This is a genomic window from Lacibacter sp. (assembly GCF_057361365.1).
The window spans coordinates 212,050-230,324 of the sequence record NZ_JBMQSG010000022.1; the positions used below are offsets into that span (position 1 = coordinate 212,050).

An 18,275-nucleotide genomic window follows, 5' to 3' on the forward strand; every position below is an offset into this window, starting at 1 on the left:
CCGCCAATAATCCTTGGGGCAAAAAAACGACATTTCTTTCATTAGTCTACTAATGAAGTAGATTTATTTACAAATAGTAACTCCCGAAACGCCACAGCTGCTTTATGCACAAGTTCGTTCCAGTCATCCGCCGCCGAACCATCGGCACCATCAGAAATATATTTTAAACACAGAAAAGGAATGTTTTCTTTTTGAGCGATCAATGCAAGCGGATAAGCTTCCATATCTACAACCGAATATTCTGTAACCGCATGGTTCATTTCAAAACTATCGCCTGAGCCGCAGATTCCCTGAGGCAAACCTTCAATCTGCAACCCGTATTGCAAAAGAGGATCAATTCCGCTTAATGGGGTTTCGTAAAGTTGAAAACCAAGTCCACGTACATCCATATCACGTTGAATAAATTTTGTGCAGCAAACCACTTTTCCCTTGCTAAATGTATTACTCCCTGCCGAACCAAGATTAATGATCATGGCAGGTTTATGATGAGCCAGGTATTTTGTGAGTGCATAAGCTGCACACACTTTACCAATACCTGTAATGAGTGTATTGCAGTCGGCGAACTCTTCTGCTGCTTCCGATTCAAGTGCAAAAACAAAGAGTGCATCTTTTAACGGAAGTTGATGTTGAACGGATAATGCTGATGCCATGCTGCAAAATAAGTAATGAAATAACTGTGTAAAAAATCTATCTGATACTGCTGAATACTTATTAAAGTCAAAATTTCTGCAGTACGAACAAGTATGGGATGACCTCAAAGCTGCAGGACATGAGCATCCGAAAGGAATTATTTCTCATGTAGGTTTTGAAAAGTCCAACGGTTGGTGCGTGGTTGACGTTTGGGAATCACAGGAAGCATTTGAAAAGTTCAGCAAAGTGCTGATGCCAATCGTTGAAAAGAATGGTTTTGGCGGAGGAAAGCCTGTCGTTTACCCCGCACATTATGTGTATATCGGTGAAACCGAGCATGCATATGCCTGAGAACATTTACAAACAACGTAAAGCAAAGGGTGAAGTTTCTTCGCCCTTTGTTATACCATAGCTTATATTCCTTGCGGCTAAGCTTCTTACATTTGTCTTTATGTACAAACAGCAACTCACAAAGGAGCAGGCACATCAAAAAGCAAAACACTATTGTGCCTACCAGGAGCGTTGCCACAGCGAGGTAAAGGAAAAACTTTATGGTTTTGGATTACGTAAGTTGGATGTGGAAGAGTTGTTATCGAAATTGATCGAAGAAGATTATCTCAACGAAGAACGTTTCGCCGTGCAGTTTACCGGCGGTCGGTTCCGGATGAAACAATGGGGCCGGGTAAAGATCAAATATGAACTGAAACAAAAACAAGTAAGTGAATACGTGATCAAAAAAGCATTGAAAACAATTGTTGAAGAAGATTACTGGTTAACAGCACAAAAGTTGCACGATCAAAAACTAAAACAATTGAAAGGCGAAACAAACATGTTCATCCGTAAAAGAAAACTGAACGACTATCTTTTGCAAAAAGGTTTCGAACAAAATATTATTAGCGAATTGTTACGTTGATTTCAATGTGTAGATAATTCGTAATCTTGTAACCGCATGTGTAAACCAGCCGTTGTAATTCTTATCCTTATGTTGTTTTCTGCCTTTGTACAGGCGCAGGACAGTGAAGTTGTTTATACAAAAGAACTCTCGTTTACTACGGAGAACGATAATTACAATTTTACCAAACAGGATCGCTATTATTCCAACGGAATTTTTTTACGCTATCAATGGCGATCGAAAAAACCTTTGCCGTCAAAACTTGCAAATAAGATTCAGCGCATTGAAGCGGGGCATATGATTTTTAATCCGCATCTCAACCGCCGCTCTTTGGACCAGGTGCTGGAACAACAGGATCGTCCTTATGCCGGTTGGTTATATGGCAGCTATGGACAAACAATTGTGCGCAAGAGTAACGGTGTTTTGCAATTCGATGGAATGGTTGGTATTCTGGGCCCCGGTGCTAAAGGCGAGCAAGTGCAGGTGAATTATCACAAGATCATCGGTCTTTATAAAATTTACGGGTGGGAAAACCAGGTGCAGAATGAAATGGGTGTAAATGCATCGGTTCGATATTATCAGCCACTCATTCCATCAACAAAAAATATAAGTCTTCATGCCGCTGGCAAAGCTACGTTGGGCAATACATTCACAAATGCATCGGCAGGAGTATTATTAAAACTTGGTGCGTTAGAAGATGAGCAGTTTTCAAGTTTCTGGACCAGTCGCCTCGGGCAAAACAAGCAACAGCAACGTCATCATACCGAGTTCATCTTTTTTCTTGAACCGACATTGATGGCACAAGCCTATAATGCAACTGTGCAGGGAGGTTTGTTTCGCAAGGATAAAGGCAGCTATACTTCAGAATTGAATCCCTTTATTTATATCATCAAAACAGGGCTCAGTTTTTCAACACGGCAAACCTCGTTTTCGATGTATTATCATATCAAGCAACGGGAAGCAAAAACCATGATCGATCCATACGAGATATATGGTGCGTTTGCATTCGCCGTTCGCTTTCGTTAATAGCAATTGATATAACTTCGTTGCATGAGTCATCTCACATTCACACTCATTCAAACAAACCTTCATTGGGAAGATAAAGCAGCCAATATGCAAATGCTGGAAGAGAAGATCAATTCTATTCAGCATCCTACACAGATCATTGTGCTTCCTGAAATGTTTAACACAGGTTTTAGTATGAAACCGGAAGAATTAGCAGAGCCCATGAATGGCCCTACTATTGAATGGATGAAAAAGATTGCCGGAGAAAAGCGTGTGATCATTACAGGAAGTTTAATGGTAAGCCAGGTTGCAGAAGATGGCTCTACTCAATATTTAAATCGACTTATTTGGATGTTGCCAAACGGACAACATGGTGTTTATGATAAGCGTCATTTGTTTGCCTATGCTGATGAAGACAAACATTACACTGCAGGAACAAAACGCTTGATCGCTTCTGTGAATGGATGGAAGATTAATCTGATGGTTTGTTATGATCTGCGTTTCCCCGTATGGGCGAGGCAGCAAACTACAAACGATGAAACTGAGTTTGATGTATTGATCTATGTTGCCAACTGGCCCGAGCGCAGAGTGCATGCATGGAAAACATTACTTACTGCAAGGGCTATCGAAAACCAGAGTTATGTAATAGGTGTTAACAGGACCGGTAACGATGGCAATAATATTTATCATAGTGGCAGCAGCATGGTCATTGATGCTATGGGTGAAGTATTGTATGAAAAAGAGCATGATGAAGATGTGTTTACTATCACTCTCTCAAAAGAAAAGCTTGAAGAGATACGTCATAAACTTCCTTTCTTAAAAGACGGAGATGCGTTCAGCATTCTTCCATAACATACCATGCTGGCATTTTACAACGGAACAGTTTTTACAGGTGATCGTTTTATAAACGATCATGCAGTGTTGGTGAATAACGGAACAATTGAAGCAATAGTGCAAGTAGCTGATATCGCAAATGATGTTGACCGCTACGATCTGCAGGGAAATTTATTAGTACCTGCATTTATTGATCTGCAATTGTACGGCGGTAATAGTCTTTTGTTTTCACAGACATTAAATAACGAAGCAATACTTGCAACCGACGCCTATTGTATAAGTGGCGGCTGCACACGTTTCCTTTTAACCTTAGCTACCAACAGTATTGATGTTTTTTTTAAAGGGATTGAAGTTGCAAAATCATTTTTGCAGCAACATCCTGAAAGTGGGTTGCTCGGTTTGCACCTTGAAGGGCCTTATATAAATCCTGTAAAACGTGGAGCACATTTGTTGGAGCATATTAAAGAACCAACAACTGATGAAGTAAAATTATTGCTCGATAAAAGTGAAGGCGTTGTAAAAATGATGACGCTTGCACCTGAGCAATGCAGCGATGAAGTGATAAATCTTTTACTGGATCACAACGTTATTATTTCAGCAGGTCATAGCAATGCAACATACCAACAGGCAACTGCGGGTTTCAATAATGGAATAACAACAGCTACACATTTGTTCAATGCTATGTCGCCATTGCAGGGAAGAGAGTTGGGAATGGTAGGTGCAATTTATGATCATGCAACTGCATACAGCAGTATCGTGGCCGATGGCTTTCATACATCATTTGAAGCAGTACGTATCAGCAAGAAGATGATGCAGGAACGTTTATTCCTCATTACCGATGCAGTTGCTGAAACAAGAGAAGGTGCATACCAACACATACTGAAAGATGATCGCTATGTATTGCCCGATGGAACATTGTCGGGTTCTGCATTAACGATGATAAAAGCAGTAAACAATTGTACAAAGCATGCAGGTATCGAATTTGATGAAGCATTGCGCATGGCATCACTGTACCCCGCACGTGCAGCAAAGCTTCAGGGCCTAGGTAAGATCGAAGAAGGCTTCAAGGCCGATCTCGTGATGCTTTCAAAACAACGCACGATAATTCAAACTTTTAGAAGCGGAGTTCCTTTTGCTTTCTAACGATTTCGAATACTCTTTATCTCGTACACCTCAAGTGGTACAGCACAAAAGCATTGATACTTTTCGTCTGTTTTGCGGAGACAGACATTTACCTGCAGGCTGTCTTTTAAATACTTCTCCGGGATTGTTTTCAATTTCACGGGTCGTTCACCTAACTCAGCAGAAGTAAAATACCAGCCTAATCCATCAACGGCAGGCTCACCACCCCAACGGATCAATCCATCGGTACAAGTTTGTTCTTTATTGCAAGATGCGAAAAGAAGAGTGGCTATTGTTGAGATTAATAAAAAGTACTTCATATACTACTGACAGCATTAGCTTTTTTTCCGTTGCATGATCAGTTCCACTGCTTTTTCCATTTTAGGGTCACGGTTTTGACGAATACTTTCAGCGCTTGCCTTCACTTCCACATCAGGCAATACACCATGCCCATCTTTAGGATAGCTTTTATTATTTACAATACGGTAAAGCGGTAACCGCACACGCAGTTTACTGTTAGGTAAGATCATTTCCGGGATGAACACGCCATTATTTCCATAATAACCGCCGCCCGTTTCTTCGCCAACAACTGTAACATTCTCCTGCCCTTTCACTACCGAAGCAAATAAAGTTGTAGCAGAAAATGAATAACCACCCGTGAGTAAATACACATGTCCATTGTAATACGACGACAGTGGTTTGTAAGTGCGGTTATTGAAAAACCTGAACCGGTACATTCCGTCGTGTTGCTTATGATTTAAAAAGAACAGTCCGAGATTATAAATAAACTTCCTGCTCACTTTAGCGTTACTGCTGAGCTTGCGTTTTACAGAATAAATAGAATCGGTAAACAAAAAAGGTTCATTGCTGATAAAACGTGTAAGGTATAATGCTTTTTTAATGAGACCACCACCATTGTTTCGAACATCAATTACCAGATGTTGAATATTTTTCTTTTCTAACTGACGGAACGATCTTTTTAAAAAATGTTTTTGCAAGGCGGGACCAAAACTGCTGATGCGTAAAGTTGCAAACCTGTTTGATGAATCGATGTTGAACGAACGGGTACGCAATAGCCGTTGTTGCCGTTCCGAAATTTCCGGTTGCTGTTGTGGCGGTGGATTTTGCGGAGTTATAGAAATTGGCCGGCGACGGCTCGTATCTCTTGCGGGATCAAACAATGGAAGCATTGTATGTTTTACTTCACCTCTTGTGTTGATGTAGCTGATGCCGTAACTCTTTTGCAATCCAAACCGGATGTTATAATAGCTGGTGAAGTTGTTGCTGATGTTCTGGTAGCTGAAATTCTTTGCTTTGCCATCGATCGATACCAATGGCAACAGCGAATCTATCACTTCACGTGCCGATAATCCGTTGATAGATAAAATGGGAGTACCCGTTCTGATCAATGAATCACGACGATTAAGGTTGGCTGTTACAACCAACGTGGAATCATCAATCACTTTTGCAACAAACGGAAAAGTAGGTAGCCGCTTACCAGCAATAAATTGATTGTATTTTTTTGAAAACCGTACACTGGTATGTCCGCAACGGATCGGGAAAATTGTTTGGGCTACAATATTCCGGAATTGAATTTCATTCAGCGAATCGGTCAGTTGTTCATAAGCCTGCCTGAACGAAGCTTCAATTTCTTCCGGTGTGCTATACCAATAAAGCGAAGGATGATTTTTTTTAAATGTTTCTTCCATCACCTGCACATCTTCTTTCAACTGCCCGGCACTGTACTTTCGCTCAGGTGTATAGGCTACACTTCCTGTTGCTCTGCAGGAACTCAGCGCATACAGCAGTACCACTGCAATTATAAAAAAGATGTTTTTCTTCATACCATTATTTGCCAAAGGCATTCCAACCCTGGGCCGTAAGTTCATGCTTATTACCGCCTCTTGTGATGATGTGTGCTCCTTCAGCCGCCGCTGTTACATGGCCCACGATGCGGATGCCATTCACATCCTTTATCTTATCATAGTCTGCCTGCGCAATAGTAAACACCAGTTCATAATCTTCACCACCGCTCAATGCGCACGCCGTTGGATCGATCTCTAACTTATACGCAAACTCTTTTGCATCCGGATGTACCGGTATTTTGTCTTCGTAAATCACTGCACCTACTTCGCTTTGTTTGCAGATGTGCAAAATTTCGCTGCTCAACCCATCGCTGATGTCCATCATTGCTGTAGGAACAATCTTCCCTTTTTCAAAAAACTCGATGATATCTTTGCGTGCTTCCGGTTTCAACAAGCGACCCACGATATAATCTCTGTTCTCCAGATCCGGTTGCACTCCTTTAGTTTCAAGAAAAATTTTCTTTTCTCTTTCTAGCAATAACAAACCGAGATAAGCACCACCGAGATAGCCACTCACACAAATCAAATCATTTTGCTTTGCAGTGCTGCGTTTTACAAATTTATCCGGCGCTACTTCGCCCAAAGCAGTTACACTGATCACAAAACCTTTGTTTGATGAAGTAGTATCACCACCAATAAGATCAACGCCATATTCTTCACATGCCACATACACACCATCATAAAATTCTTCTAATGCTTCAAGACTGAAACGGTTGCTCACTGCCAGGCTCAAGGTAATTTGAGTGGGCGTGGCATTCATCGCATAAATGTCGCTGACATTGACCACCACACTTTTATAGCCGAGATGTTTCAATGGCGTGTACATCAAATCAAAATGCACACCTTCTATCAACAAATCAGTGGTGATAACAGTTTGTTTACCGAAATGATCGATCACAGCTGCATCATCGCCCACGCCAAGTATTGTTGATGCATTCTGATGCTCAATATTTTTTGTGAGGTGATCGATAAGACCAAATTCACCAAGGGTTGATAGTTCTGTACGTTCTTCGCTCATACTGCAATTTCAATTTTAGATTTACGATTTCGGGTTGAATTCTAAATTTCCACTTTTCACTTTCAATTTTCTTACAACTTCTTCCTGTCATTAATCACCTCAACCAGGTCATCATGTATTTTTCCGTTGGTTGCAACGATATGTGGTTGATAGGGTGAATAATGATCGCCTTTGAAATCTGTAACCTTTCCGCCTGCTTCCTCAACCAACAGGAAACCTGCTGCACTATCCCATGCATTTAGTTTGTGTTCATAAAACCCATCAAAACGTCCGGCAGCAACCCAGCAGAGATCAATAGCCGCACTTCCTAACCGGCGAACAGGAATCCCCTTGCGGATAAAACGTTCAAACACCTGCAAAGGACCATTTGGCATATCAAGATAAGTATAAGGGAAACCGGTAACCATACATGCTTTAATGAGTTCGCTTTGTTCGCTCACATGAATTTGCTTGTCATTTAAATAAGCACCTTGCCCACGTTCGGCGAAAAAGAATTCGTTCATCAATGGGTTGTACACAGCGCCCATGATCATTTGGCCATCTTTTTCAATACCAATACTCACGCAACAAATTGGAATACCATTCGCAAAATTCACCGTTCCGTCAATAGGATCAATGATCCACTTGTAATTTGAATCCTGCGCAATTTCACCAGCTTCTTCACTCAAAATATAATGATCAGGAAATTCTTTTTTAATCGCTTTAAAAATGGCTTTCTCTGCTGCATGATCAGCTTCGGTTACAAGATTATTCACGCCTTCTTTGTTGTGAATCGCAAAATCGCCATGAAAAAAGTGTGTCAGTTGTTCTGCACCAGCCTTGGTTGCAGCAATCAGGGTTTGTTTAAGCATGCGCAAAGATAACCCCGACAATACAGATTTGAGATTGCAGATTTTACCTGCCCGCCTTTTTATAATAATATATTTGCATTGGTCAGGCGGGGATTTTAGATTTGGGCTTTCTCAACCTATGCAGCTTTCGGTCATCATTGTCAATTACAACGTAAAATTTTTCCTGGAGCAATGCCTGCTTTCGGTGCAGAAAGCCATTGAGGGTATGGAAGCCGAAGTGTTCGTGGTTGATAATGCCTCAAGCGATGGAAGCCGTGAATACCTGGAACCCAAGTTTACAAACATTCATTTTAGCTGGAATAAAGAGAATATTGGTTTTGGAAAGGCCTGCAACCAGGCATTGAAACAGTCAAAAGGCGATTTTGTATTGTTCCTGAATCCTGATACGGTTGTGCCCGAAGATTGCTTTACCGCCTGTTTCAATTTTTTTCAGCAAACACCAGATGCAGGCGCCATTGGTATACGTATGCTTGATGGTAGCGGTAAATTTTTGCCTGAAAGCAAACGTTCTTTTCCATCGCCCATTACTTCTTTTTATAAGTTAAGTGGTTTGTCGTCCATTTTCCCAAGATCAAAAACATTTGGCCGTTATCATTTGGGTTACCTCGATCAACATAAAAATCACGAAGTGGATGTATTGGCTGGTGCTTTTATGATGATTAGAAGAGATGTAATTGATCAGACAGGCGGCTTCGATGAAAGTTTTTTTATGTATGGCGAAGATGTTGACCTCAGTTACCGCATACAAAAAACGGCTTGTTCTGAAACGGGCGTGAAGTACAAGAACTATTATTTCAGCGACAGATCAATACTTCATTTCAAAGGCGAAAGCACAAAAAAATCATCGGTGAATTATGTGCGCATGTTTTACGATGCCATGAGTCTTTTTGTGCGGAAACATTATTCTGGTTCCCGTGCGGGTGTTTTCAGTTCGCTTATTAATGCAGCCATCTGGATGAGGGCATTCGTGAGTTTGATGAAACGTTTTATTCTGCAGGTGGGTTTACCGTTGCTTGATGCAGCGTTGATTTTTCTCAGCTACATGCTGGCAAAATTTGTATGGACAAGTTATATACGCCCCGAAATTGTTTACCAGAATAAATTGCTGTGGATCTCTTTTATTGTCTTTTCATTTTTGTTTTTGCTGGTGAGTTATTACACGGGTTTGTACGAGCAAAAATTTCGTTACAAAAATCTATGGCAGTCGTCGTTTGTTTCTATTCTTATCATATTGGCGGTTTATTCGTTATTGCCTGAAGCATATCGTTACTCAAGAGGCTTGGTATTGTTAGGTGCAATGTTCAGTTACCTATCGCTTTATTTATGGACAAGGATTTTGTTATATGCTGATATTTTGGAAAAGGCAATTGATGAAGATGATCATTTTTCGCTGGTGGCTGGTACCGAAGCGGATCTTGTGAAAGTTAATAATCTGCTGCTTCAACATGGTCGTAAGCAAACCATTCAGGGATTTGTAAGTCCGCTAAACGAAGCAAGATCTCTCGGGCCTTTAACTGAATTGCAGCAACTTTTACAAAACACACCTGCTAATGAGTTGATATTATCTCAAAGCAAACATCTTTCTTTCGCTCAAATTATCAGTTTGTACGAACAAACGGGCAAACGGGTGAAGTTGCGCTTGCATGCAGAATATAGTGAAAGCATTATTGGCAGCGATTCAAAGAACGAAGCAGGCGAAGTATTGCACCGTGATAAATTACAACTAGGCGAAGAAGTGAATCTGCGATTAAAACGATTGATCGATGTCAGCACTTCTGTCTTCTTTTTGCTCAGCTTTCCTTTGCATTTTATTATGAACAGGCACGGAGTTGGATTATTGAAACATAGCATTTCGGTTATTACAGGCCGTAAAACATGGATCGGATTCTCAACAAACCGTAAACATCTTCCTTCAATTCCATCATCCATCTTGGGGCCGGCAGGTCAACCGCATCATTTGTCGCACTTAAAAGAAGAAGGTCTTTTATTGGCCGACGAATGGTATGCCCGGGAATATGAGCCTGTTTATGATCTCAAAACCATCTTTGCGAATTATCAAAAATTAGGCAGTAAGTAAGGCCTTGAGTCGTTACATTTGTCAACACTGAACGGTAAGCATGTCATTAATCGAAATCAATTTACCTAAGACGTTGCGCAAGGCGCTCAACCTCCCCGTTAATTCACCGAAGCGTCAGCAAATAAAAGTGCTGAAAAAGCTGATGAAGAAGGCGAAGCATACCGAATTTGGTCAGCAATATCATTTTGATGAAGTGTTGAATAACCGCCATCCCGGAAAACGTTTCCAGGAATTGGTGCCCGTTCATGATTACAATAAGATCTATAAAGATTGGTGGCATAAAACACTGGAAGGAAATACTGATGTGTGCTGGCCCGGCAAGATCAAATATTTTGCACTCAGCTCAGGTACAAGTGAAGCAGCAAGCAAATACATTCCTATTACCAACGATCTTATGAAGGGCAATCGCATTGCCATGATCAAACAGTTGATCTCATTACGCACTTATGAAAATTTACCCGTGCGTAGTTTAGGAAAAGGCTGGTTGATGTTAGGCGGCAGTACCGATTTGCAAAAAGGCCCGGGATATTATGCGGGTGATCTTAGTGGTATTACCGCTAAGAAAATGCCTTTCTGGTTTAGTCCCTTTTATAAACCGGGAAAGAAAATTGCAAAGACAAAAGACTGGAACATTAAGCTTGATTATATTGTTAATGAAGCGCCCAACTGGGATATTGGTTTTGTTGTGGGCGTACCTGCGTGGATACAGATGTGCATGGAAATGATTATTGAGCGTTACCAACTCAAGAACATTCATGAGATATGGCCCAACCTTGCATTTTTTGTGCATGGTGGAGTTTCATTTGAACCATACAAGCATGGTTTTGAAAAATTGCTTGGTAAACCGCTGATCAATATTGAAACCTACCTGGCAAGTGAAGGATTTATCGCTTATCAAAACAGGCAGGATGCCGAAGGCATGCGTCTTGTTTTGAATGAACACATTTTTCATGAATTTGTTCCTTTTGAAGATAAAAATTTTGATGCTGATGGAAACATCATTGCAAAACCTGAAGCGTTGATGATTCACCAGGTTGAAGAAGGAAAGGATTATGCTTTATTGATCAGCACAAGTGCTGGTACCTGGCGTTATTTAATTGGTGATACCATTCGTTTTACAGATAAAGAGAAGTGTGAAATTGTTATCACTGGCCGCACTAAGCATTTCTTAAGTCTTGTTGGCGAGCATTTGAGTGTAGACAATATGAACAAAGCCATACAGGTGGTAAGTGAGAATATGAATATTTCAATTCCCGAATACACCGTTATTGGCGAACCTCACGGTAACTTCTTTGCACATCATTGGTATGTTGCGTGTGATGATAATGTAAATACAGAAGAACTACGTGTTGCCATTGACAATGCTTTGAAAGAAATTAATGACGATTATGCAGTTGAGCGTGGCAGTGCGTTAAAAGATGTTTTCCTTGATATTTTGCCTGAATCAACTTTCATGGAATTTATGAAACAGAAAGGTAAGATTGGAGCACAGCATAAATTTCCACGTGTATTAAAAGGTAAAATGCTGGCCGATTGGCAAAAGTTTTTAGCAACTGGTAAGTTGTAATTTTCACCGCCAAGAATGGAGAAAAAGAGTCAAACGCAGAGACTTCTCTGCGTAAACTTTGCGTGCTCATTTCTTTGCGGTTCGTTTTCTTCTCCCAAAAAATAAAGTACATTCACGAACATTTCTTGTTGTAATTGTTGTTTACATGACCGAAGCAATCATCAAAGGTTTGGCGCTAGGTTTATTGCTGGCCATTAGTATGGGCCCGGTTATTTTTTCCATCATTAAACAAAGCATCAGTAACGGGCACAAAGGTGGGTTAGCATTTGTGTTTGGTGTATCCGCCAGTGATCTTACGCTGGTACTTGTGAGCAATATTTTTACTGAACTCTTTAACCGTCTTTTGAAATTTGAAAAAGTAATAGGTGTTGGCGGCAGTGCTTTGCTCATTGGTATTGGAGTCTATTTTCTCTTTTTCAAAAAAATAAAACTTAATGAGTTGGGCGATGGCATTGAAATGAAACGCAGTGCAAGCGACTATGTAAAGATATTTTTTGCCGGCTATTTTATGAACACGCTCAACCCGAGTGTAATTGCTTTTTGGTTTACCTGGGCCACCGCTTTTATTACCATCCCGGTAAACGAGCGCATTGCCACGTTCGCCGTATGTCTTTTCGTCGTGTTGATCTTTGATTTGCTGAAAGTATTTCTTGCCAACAAACTAAGGAGTCGCCTCACGCAAAGAACAATTTCATTGATCAACAAAGTATCGGGCACTATCCTGATTGTATTTGGTGTTGTACTCATGATCGGGATTTTATTTTACCGTAAATAAATAAGCCGTATCTTCTTAACAAAGAATTTCAATTTTCTAATGTTCTTTTGAGCCTTGTTATGAAACCAGCCATTCTTTTACTGCTTTTATTTTTTACATCTGTTGCTAATGCACAATTCAATGAATTGGTATTACGTAAAAACGGCATTGCTAAAAAACGTTACGCCGAAGGTTCAACCATCACTCTGCAAACAAAACTTGGCTTACGATATACAGGAACAATCTATTTAATTCAGAACGATAGTATTTATTTTCTTGGCGGGGGTATTCATAAACGGGATGTTGCTATTGTATTTAAAAAACAAAAAAGGAAACATCAATTTATTCCGTTTAACAAACAGGCATTTTTATATAGTAACCTTGGCATTCCTTTATTTACTGCGGGTTTGGCTATTAGCGGTGAGCCGTTGGGCAAAGCCATTGTATCAGGCGTGGCACTGGTGTATGTGCCGGTGGTGCTATACAATGCCCAACAAATTATTTTCAAGGGAAATAAAAAATACCGACTCGGAAATAAGTATGATCTGCAGATACTGGATCTTTATCCGTCAGAAAAACTTCCTGAGAAAAAGCAGTAACGTATATTGCAAGCATGGCGGCAAAAAAATCCAATTCCTCCAACAGCACATTCTTCCAAAAAACGTTTCGTTTTCTGAAACGCTTATTCATTATCCTGTTTATTGCACAATTAGTTTATATCGTTTTATTAAAGTGGGTCGATCCACCTATTACTATTACGCAACTCGTAAGTGTGATTAAGGGCGAAGGCTTAAAACGGGAATATATTTCCATTGAACAAATGGGCAGCAATGCAAGGCTTGCTGTTATTGCTGTAGAAGATCAGCTTTTCCCCGATCATGCCGGTTTCGATTGGAAGCTGATCGAAAAAGCGATGGATCACAACGAAAAAAAGCCAACACGTATTCGTGGTGCATCCACCCTTTCGCAACAAACGGCCAAGAACGTTTTTTTATGGCAGGGTCGCAGCTGGTTTCGTAAAGGATTAGAAATGTATTTCACCAAAATGATAGAATGGATCTGGGGGAAGAAAAGAATTCTTGAAGTGTATTTGAACGTTGTTGAAATGGGTAAAGGTGTTTATGGCATTGAAGCAGCAGCCAGAAAATATTATACAAAACCTGCCCTTCAACTTTCACGTGCGGAAGCGGCACAAATTGCCTCATCATTACGCAATCCAAAAAAGTATACCGTTAAACCATTATCAAAACAAGTTGCTGCCCGCACAGGATGGGCTTTGCGTCAAATGAATAATCTTGAAGGCGATGAAGATATTCAACCATTGATTCGTGATAAGGTGCAGCCGAAAAAAGAAAAGAAAAAGAAAGTATCAGCCAAGTAAAGCATCCACTGCTTTTACCGCCTTGTTGAATCGTTCTTCAAAACTTCCGCTAACAATACTCCAGGGTGTGCCTTGTTGTTTCAATTGTTCTTTGTACACATTGAATAAATCGTTACGCACTTCCTGTTCAGGATATTCTCTTAGTTCATCTTCCACCCACGGAATGTCCGGTTTGCAAAGAAGATAAAGATCGTATTGTTGTTGTTGGAGTTGTTGAATGATCCACGGATCGCATGTGCCAAATACCACCTCGCTCCACACTTTCATTACATGCATGTCCGTATCGAAAAAAATTGTGTTTACTTTTTTGGCAAGGGCATCGGCTGTGTATTGCTCTGCCAGCTCGGTTTGATTTTTGGCGATCACCAACAAATCATCCGCAGTGTATGGCCGTCCAAGCATAAGCAAATATTCACGAGCATATTCAGGACACCACACAGACTGATAGTGATTCGCTAACCGTTCGCTCAAAAAAGATTTACCTGTAGATTCCGGGCCCAAGAGAACAACTTTCTTCGGGAAATTCATAAAGGTTGCAATGTAACGGGTGATGCAATACAAAACAAGGGTAAAATCGCTATCGTAATTTTACTCTTCGCTTCCATTCAACTAAACCAAACACAGCCATGACCAACAGCACAACATAAAAAATACTGGTAAACACATATTGTTTCACAAAGTACAGCGGCACAGATGCAATGTTCGTAGCTATCCACCAATACCAACTTTCTACTTTCTTTTTTGCCATCAACCACATGCCCGTAAATGCTGTAGCAGCTGCAAACGAATCGGCCCATGGAATAGCACCTGGAGCAAACTCCTTTTTAAGGTACGATAAGGAAATGTATAATGCAACATAAAACCCCGCAAAGAACAACAGTTGATACAGGACCCACCTTTTATTGGAAAAACTGATATGCAATACATGGTGATGTTCCCTGTCCTTTTTTGCCCACAGCCACCATCCGTAAATACTCATTGCTGTATAATAAACATTCACGGCTGCTTCGCCGAGTAAATGCTGCTTATAGCTTAACCATATATAAATTGTTGTACTTACAAGACCTACGGGGTATAACAGGATATTTTCTTTTCGGCTATACCATACACTGGCGATACCAAAAAAAACAGCAATGTATTCAGGCAGCGTAGTTGCCCTCATTCCATCAACAAACTGTTGCCAGATCGTTTCACTCATATTTCAAAAATGCATTGAAATTTTCAGATTGAGTGCTAAAAATTTTTCGATGATCTTTGCTCAAACCTTTGCTGTATGACGATTGCTGTACTTGGTGCCGGAATGGTAGGCCGTGCCATTGCCCTTGATCTTGCCACTGCATTTAATGTGACTTCATTTGATGTGAATGAAAAAAACCTGCAACTATTAGAGGAAAGGGCGGATAACATACAAACTATTGTTGCCGATTTGCAAAACACATCAGCTTATTCTTCTTTGCTTGAACCTTTTGATCTTGTTGTTACGGCTGTGCCCGGTTTTATGGGATATGAAACATTAAAAGCTGTAATCAATACAGGAAAGAACGTTGCAGATATTTCTTTTTTTCCGGAAGATGTTTTGCTGCTTGATGCACTGGCTAAGGAAAAAAATGTAACGGCCATTGTTGATTGTGGTGTAGCACCGGGAATGAGCAACTGGATCATTGGGCGTTACAACGCAGAAATGAAAATTGAAGCATTTGAAATTTATGTGGGCGGATTGCCTCTGCATCCAAAGCCGCCATTCTTCTATAAAGCACCTTTCTCACCCATTGATGTTATTGAAGAATATACACGTCCGGCACGTTTGAAAGAGAATGGAGTTGTTGTTACGAAGCCTGCATTAACTGATCGGAAGATGATGCTGTTTGATGGCGTTGGAACTTTAGAAGCGTTCAACACTGATGGATTGCGTTCACTTTTGTTTACCATGCCGCATATACCAACACAAATTGAACAAACACTTCGTTATCCCGGTCATATTGATTTAATTGTCGCACTAAAGCAAAGTGGTTTTTTTAGTGAAGAAAAAATAATGGTTGATGCCCGCCCGGATGACAAGGTCGGACAGGGAAAAGAAATAACACCGCTTCAATTAACGTCAAAACTGTTGATTAATGAATGGAAATTAGGCGAAACAGAAGAGGAACTTACGGTGATGAAAGTCATCATTCATGGCGAAGGAAAAACAATAGAATACAATTTGCTTGACAAGTACGATTCTGTTACAAAAATTTCGTCTATGGCCCGAACTACCGGCTATGCCTGCACAGCCGCAGTTCATCTGTTGGCAAATAATATGATAAGTAGGAAAGGCGTATTTCCGCCGGAGTTATTGGGCAATGATAAAACCTGTTTCAATTTTGTACTAAACTACCTAAAGGAAAGAAATGTGAATTGGATAAAGAAGGCATAAAAACTTTCATTGGCCCGGTTTGTGACGAATACATTTTTGCGCTAGATTTACCAGCGCAAATAAAAAACAAACATTATGATACGTCACGCAACAGCCGTTTGGAATGGCTCAGGTAAAGAAGGTAACGGACACCTAACAACACAAAGCACCGTTTTAACTGATACGCAATATTCTTACCTCTCCCGTTTTGAAAGCGGTGTTGGTACTAATCCTGAAGAACTGGTTGCAGCTGCACATGCCGGTTGTTTTAGTATGAAGTTGAGTTTTGTATTAGGTGCTGCAGGTTTTACACCAGAAAAAATTGATACAAAATGTGAGATCACATTTGTTGATGGAACAGTTAGCAAATCTCATCTTATCGTTTCTGCTTCTGTGCCTGGTATTGATGATGCAAAGTTCCAGGAATGTGTAAAGGATGCTGAACAAAACTGTCCTATTTCAAAATTGTTAGGAAAAGGTTTAGAGATCAGCAGCACTGCAACTTTGAACGCATAGTTAATACGCTTTTTTTATACAGCCGGTTTTCAATTGAAGACCGGCTTTTTTATTTTACAGTATGGAAAAGATAAACCTTGCCGAAAAGTTCAGCTTGTTTTCTGATCATTGGAGTCCGCAAATTGCTGGCGAGTTAAATGGGCAGCATGTAAAACTGGTGAAGTTTAAAGGGCCATTCACCTGGCACCATCATGAACATGAAGATGAATTATTTTATGTAGTGAAAGGAAGTTTTGATATGGAGTTAAGAGATAAGACCATCCGCATTAACGAAGGCGAATTCATTATTATACCACGAGGTGTTGAACACCGTCCTAATGCAAAAGAAGAAGTGCAGGTGCTGTTGTTTGAACCAGCAACTACATTAAATACAGGTAATGTAGATAATGAGTTTACGAAGAAAGAGTTAGGCAGATTGTGAAAAAAGTAATTGTTCAGTTTTTGTTTTGTGAGGAGTTTTCTTTTCTCTGGGTCACTATCAATATTACTATTGCAATTGCGAGTATAGTTAAACCAGAGCTGGTATATAGAAAGTAATTTGGTTTGACTTTTTTTGCAACTATTTTCTTTGATTCTTTTTGCGGCTGTTTATACAACTGGTTTATTTCATTAATCCGGCCTTGTATCAATGATCCTGAAAAGCCATATCTTTTTGCTTGCTCATAGTCGGCAAGAGCATCATCAACATTTCCCAAAATAAAGGCAACATTACCCAAATCGAATAGGAGTTGTGCCACGATCTTCTCTTTAGGCTTAACAAATGATACTCTTTCATTTAATTGATAGTAAAGTGCATTCGAAAGCTTATAAAGCTGGCCTCTATCTAAGTTTGATTTAGGTAAAAGATCAGGTCCAAAATCAGTATTTAATAAAAATGATGTGTTGTAAAATTGTTCGCCTTTTATTTTCGCTTCTAAAATTTTAACATGAATCCATTCCGAATGATTATGCGATTTAGGATTAATCGCAACAGCTTTTTGAATCCATCTTAATGCATTTTCATTTTGCCCCATAAGCTCATAGGCAGTTCCTATATTAGAAGCTGTTGAGTATCTGTTGGGCTTTATCCTTTCTATTTCCAGGTATAAATTAATCGCTTCCTGATAGCGCTTAAGTAAAATGAGTAACAATCCCTTGTCCGAAAGGTAATCTAACTGCCTCGTCGCTTTGTATAAGCTATCAAGACGTATTAAAGCTGTTTCAAACACTTCATCGCTGTAAAACCGATGCCCGTACGGAACATTTCCTTCCCGGTCTTCATATATACCAGTTCCATCTTTAAGCTCCTTGATTTCCTCATTTAAACAAGCATACCCAGGATTTAAAAAACTAAATATTAGAATGGACAGAAAGAACAATTGTTTCATTTTC

The 18,275-nt window shown here is 40.1% G+C and carries 21 protein-coding genes; 13 read left to right on the forward strand and 8 right to left on the reverse strand.

The annotated features are described in order from the left end of the window. Window positions 1–41: 41 nt before the first annotated feature. Window positions 42–650 carry a 5'-methylthioadenosine/S-adenosylhomocysteine nucleosidase family protein gene (locus tag ACO1QW_RS19210; protein WP_486261003.1) on the reverse strand — a complete coding sequence of 203 codons (609 nt, stop codon included), beginning with the start codon at window positions 648–650 and terminating at the stop codon, window positions 42–44. 178 nt (window positions 651–828) lie between these two features. Between ACO1QW_RS19210 and ACO1QW_RS19215 the strand changes: the two genes are divergently transcribed. From ACO1QW_RS19215 to nagA, 5 genes are all read left to right on the forward strand, one after another. Beyond that, complete coding sequence (locus ACO1QW_RS19215) at window positions 829–981, forward strand: hypothetical protein (RefSeq protein WP_486261004.1); 153 nt, start codon at window positions 829–831, stop codon at window positions 979–981. A 100-nt stretch (window positions 982–1,081) separates the two neighbouring features. Next, complete coding sequence (locus tag ACO1QW_RS19220; protein WP_486261005.1) at window positions 1,082–1,543, forward strand: regulatory protein RecX; 462 nt, start codon at window positions 1,082–1,084, stop codon at window positions 1,541–1,543. Between the two features lie 36 nt (window positions 1,544–1,579). Then, window positions 1,580–2,548 carry a lipid A deacylase LpxR family protein gene (locus tag ACO1QW_RS19225; protein WP_486261006.1) on the forward strand — a complete coding sequence of 323 codons (969 nt, stop codon included), beginning with the start codon at window positions 1,580–1,582 and terminating at the stop codon, window positions 2,546–2,548. Between the two features lie 24 nt (window positions 2,549–2,572). Continuing rightward, window positions 2,573–3,379, forward strand: coding sequence for a nitrilase family protein (locus ACO1QW_RS19230; RefSeq protein WP_486261007.1), 807 nt, complete (start codon window positions 2,573–2,575; stop codon window positions 3,377–3,379). Window positions 3,380–3,385: 6 nt separating this feature from the next. Continuing rightward, window positions 3,386–4,504: an N-acetylglucosamine-6-phosphate deacetylase gene (gene nagA / locus ACO1QW_RS19235; protein ID WP_486261008.1), complete on the forward strand. Its 1,119-nt coding sequence runs from the start codon at window positions 3,386–3,388 to the stop codon at window positions 4,502–4,504. On the opposite strand, the gene ACO1QW_RS19240 is transcribed toward nagA, so the two are convergent. The 4 genes from ACO1QW_RS19240 to ACO1QW_RS19255 all read right to left on the reverse strand — a co-directional run bounded on the left by ACO1QW_RS19240 (window position 4,501) and on the right by ACO1QW_RS19255 (window position 8,217). Continuing rightward, window positions 4,501–4,803 carry a hypothetical protein gene (locus tag ACO1QW_RS19240; protein ID WP_486261009.1) on the reverse strand — a complete coding sequence of 101 codons (303 nt, stop codon included), beginning with the start codon at window positions 4,801–4,803 and terminating at the stop codon, window positions 4,501–4,503. The genes nagA and ACO1QW_RS19240 overlap by 4 nt on opposite strands. Before the next feature lie 15 nt (window positions 4,804–4,818). Continuing rightward, the gene (locus ACO1QW_RS19245) at window positions 4,819–6,327 is read right to left on the reverse strand and encodes a S41 family peptidase (RefSeq protein WP_486261010.1); all 1,509 of its coding nucleotides are present in this window, start codon (window positions 6,325–6,327) and stop codon (window positions 4,819–4,821) included. A gap of 4 nt (window positions 6,328–6,331) precedes the next feature. Then, a complete protein-coding gene (gene thiL / locus ACO1QW_RS19250; protein WP_486261011.1) occupies window positions 6,332–7,366 on the reverse strand; it encodes a thiamine-phosphate kinase in 1,035 nt (344 codons plus the stop codon). Between the two features lie 71 nt (window positions 7,367–7,437). Continuing rightward, a complete protein-coding gene (locus ACO1QW_RS19255; protein WP_486261012.1) occupies window positions 7,438–8,217 on the reverse strand; it encodes an inositol monophosphatase family protein in 780 nt (259 codons plus the stop codon). A gap of 118 nt (window positions 8,218–8,335) precedes the next feature. Between ACO1QW_RS19255 and ACO1QW_RS19260 the strand changes: the two genes are divergently transcribed. The 5 genes from ACO1QW_RS19260 to mtgA all read left to right on the forward strand — a co-directional run bounded on the left by ACO1QW_RS19260 (window position 8,336) and on the right by mtgA (window position 13,996). Further along, window positions 8,336–10,294 (forward strand): glycosyltransferase family 2 protein, encoded by a 1,959-nt coding sequence (locus ACO1QW_RS19260; RefSeq protein ID WP_486261013.1) that lies wholly within the window; start codon window positions 8,336–8,338, stop codon window positions 10,292–10,294. A gap of 40 nt (window positions 10,295–10,334) precedes the next feature. Continuing rightward, window positions 10,335–11,861: a GH3 family acyl-acid amido synthetase gene (locus ACO1QW_RS19265; protein ID WP_486261014.1), complete on the forward strand. Its 1,527-nt coding sequence runs from the start codon at window positions 10,335–10,337 to the stop codon at window positions 11,859–11,861. A gap of 145 nt (window positions 11,862–12,006) precedes the next feature. Then, window positions 12,007–12,636, forward strand: a complete 630-nt coding sequence (locus ACO1QW_RS19270) for a LysE family translocator (RefSeq protein WP_486261015.1) — start codon at window positions 12,007–12,009, stop codon at window positions 12,634–12,636. A gap of 59 nt (window positions 12,637–12,695) precedes the next feature. Further along, window positions 12,696–13,214 carry a hypothetical protein gene (locus ACO1QW_RS19275; RefSeq protein WP_486261016.1) on the forward strand — a complete coding sequence of 173 codons (519 nt, stop codon included), beginning with the start codon at window positions 12,696–12,698 and terminating at the stop codon, window positions 13,212–13,214. A 14-nt stretch (window positions 13,215–13,228) separates the two neighbouring features. Continuing rightward, window positions 13,229–13,996 (forward strand): monofunctional biosynthetic peptidoglycan transglycosylase, encoded by a 768-nt coding sequence (gene mtgA, locus ACO1QW_RS19280; protein ID WP_486261017.1) that lies wholly within the window; start codon window positions 13,229–13,231, stop codon window positions 13,994–13,996. On the opposite strand, the gene ACO1QW_RS19285 is transcribed toward mtgA, so the two are convergent. Both ACO1QW_RS19285 and pnuC read right to left on the reverse strand, forming a co-directional pair. Beyond that, window positions 13,985–14,524 (reverse strand): AAA family ATPase, encoded by a 540-nt coding sequence (locus ACO1QW_RS19285; protein WP_486261018.1) that lies wholly within the window; start codon window positions 14,522–14,524, stop codon window positions 13,985–13,987. The genes mtgA and ACO1QW_RS19285 overlap by 12 nt on opposite strands. A 49-nt stretch (window positions 14,525–14,573) precedes the next feature. After that, the gene (gene pnuC, locus ACO1QW_RS19290) at window positions 14,574–15,194 is read right to left on the reverse strand and encodes a nicotinamide riboside transporter PnuC (RefSeq protein WP_486261019.1); all 621 of its coding nucleotides are present in this window, start codon (window positions 15,192–15,194) and stop codon (window positions 14,574–14,576) included. Between the two features lie 75 nt (window positions 15,195–15,269). Between pnuC and ACO1QW_RS19295 the strand changes: the two genes are divergently transcribed. The 3 genes from ACO1QW_RS19295 (at window position 15,270) to ACO1QW_RS19305 (ending at window position 17,325) form a co-directional block, all read left to right on the forward strand. Continuing rightward, window positions 15,270–16,409, forward strand: coding sequence for a saccharopine dehydrogenase family protein (locus ACO1QW_RS19295; RefSeq protein WP_486261020.1), 1,140 nt, complete (start codon window positions 15,270–15,272; stop codon window positions 16,407–16,409). Between the two features lie 75 nt (window positions 16,410–16,484). After that, window positions 16,485–16,904, forward strand: coding sequence for an OsmC family protein (locus ACO1QW_RS19300; RefSeq protein ID WP_486261021.1), 420 nt, complete (start codon window positions 16,485–16,487; stop codon window positions 16,902–16,904). A gap of 61 nt (window positions 16,905–16,965) precedes the next feature. Continuing rightward, window positions 16,966–17,325: a cupin domain-containing protein gene (locus ACO1QW_RS19305; RefSeq protein WP_486261022.1), complete on the forward strand. Its 360-nt coding sequence runs from the start codon at window positions 16,966–16,968 to the stop codon at window positions 17,323–17,325. A gap of 13 nt (window positions 17,326–17,338) precedes the next feature. Here ACO1QW_RS19305 and ACO1QW_RS19310 read toward each other — a convergent pair whose 3' ends face one another. Then, window positions 17,339–18,271 (reverse strand): tetratricopeptide repeat protein, encoded by a 933-nt coding sequence (locus ACO1QW_RS19310; RefSeq protein WP_486261023.1) that lies wholly within the window; start codon window positions 18,269–18,271, stop codon window positions 17,339–17,341. Window positions 18,272–18,275: the final 4 nt, after the last annotated feature.

Coding starts and splice junctions, on each gene's coding strand:
- pnuC (WP_486261019.1), bottom strand. CDS start 15,194: ATGAGTGAAACGATCTGGCAACAGTTTGTTGATGGAATGAGGGCAACT.
- ACO1QW_RS19310 (WP_486261023.1), bottom strand. CDS start 18,271: ATGAAACAATTGTTCTTTCTGTCCATTCTAATATTTAGTTTTTTAAAT.
- ACO1QW_RS19240 (WP_486261009.1), bottom strand. CDS start 4,803: ATGAAGTACTTTTTATTAATCTCAACAATAGCCACTCTTCTTTTCGCA.
- ACO1QW_RS19300 (WP_486261021.1), top strand. CDS start 16,485: ATGATACGTCACGCAACAGCCGTTTGGAATGGCTCAGGTAAAGAAGGT.
- thiL (WP_486261011.1), bottom strand. CDS start 7,366: ATGAGCGAAGAACGTACAGAACTATCAACCCTTGGTGAATTTGGTCTT.
- ACO1QW_RS19210 (WP_486261003.1), bottom strand. CDS start 650: ATGGCATCAGCATTATCCGTTCAACATCAACTTCCGTTAAAAGATGCA.
- ACO1QW_RS19225 (WP_486261006.1), top strand. CDS start 1,580: ATGTGTAAACCAGCCGTTGTAATTCTTATCCTTATGTTGTTTTCTGCC.
- ACO1QW_RS19245 (WP_486261010.1), bottom strand. CDS start 6,327: ATGAAGAAAAACATCTTTTTTATAATTGCAGTGGTACTGCTGTATGCG.
- ACO1QW_RS19255 (WP_486261012.1), bottom strand. CDS start 8,217: ATGCTTAAACAAACCCTGATTGCTGCAACCAAGGCTGGTGCAGAACAA.
- ACO1QW_RS19285 (WP_486261018.1), bottom strand. CDS start 14,524: ATGAATTTCCCGAAGAAAGTTGTTCTCTTGGGCCCGGAATCTACAGGT.
- ACO1QW_RS19275 (WP_486261016.1), top strand. CDS start 12,696: ATGAAACCAGCCATTCTTTTACTGCTTTTATTTTTTACATCTGTTGCT.
- ACO1QW_RS19270 (WP_486261015.1), top strand. CDS start 12,007: ATGACCGAAGCAATCATCAAAGGTTTGGCGCTAGGTTTATTGCTGGCC.
- ACO1QW_RS19305 (WP_486261022.1), top strand. CDS start 16,966: ATGGAAAAGATAAACCTTGCCGAAAAGTTCAGCTTGTTTTCTGATCAT.
- ACO1QW_RS19295 (WP_486261020.1), top strand. CDS start 15,270: ATGACGATTGCTGTACTTGGTGCCGGAATGGTAGGCCGTGCCATTGCC.
- mtgA (WP_486261017.1), top strand. CDS start 13,229: ATGGCGGCAAAAAAATCCAATTCCTCCAACAGCACATTCTTCCAAAAA.
- ACO1QW_RS19220 (WP_486261005.1), top strand. CDS start 1,082: ATGTACAAACAGCAACTCACAAAGGAGCAGGCACATCAAAAAGCAAAA.
- nagA (WP_486261008.1), top strand. CDS start 3,386: ATGCTGGCATTTTACAACGGAACAGTTTTTACAGGTGATCGTTTTATA.
- ACO1QW_RS19265 (WP_486261014.1), top strand. CDS start 10,335: ATGTCATTAATCGAAATCAATTTACCTAAGACGTTGCGCAAGGCGCTC.
- ACO1QW_RS19230 (WP_486261007.1), top strand. CDS start 2,573: ATGAGTCATCTCACATTCACACTCATTCAAACAAACCTTCATTGGGAA.
- ACO1QW_RS19260 (WP_486261013.1), top strand. CDS start 8,336: ATGCAGCTTTCGGTCATCATTGTCAATTACAACGTAAAATTTTTCCTG.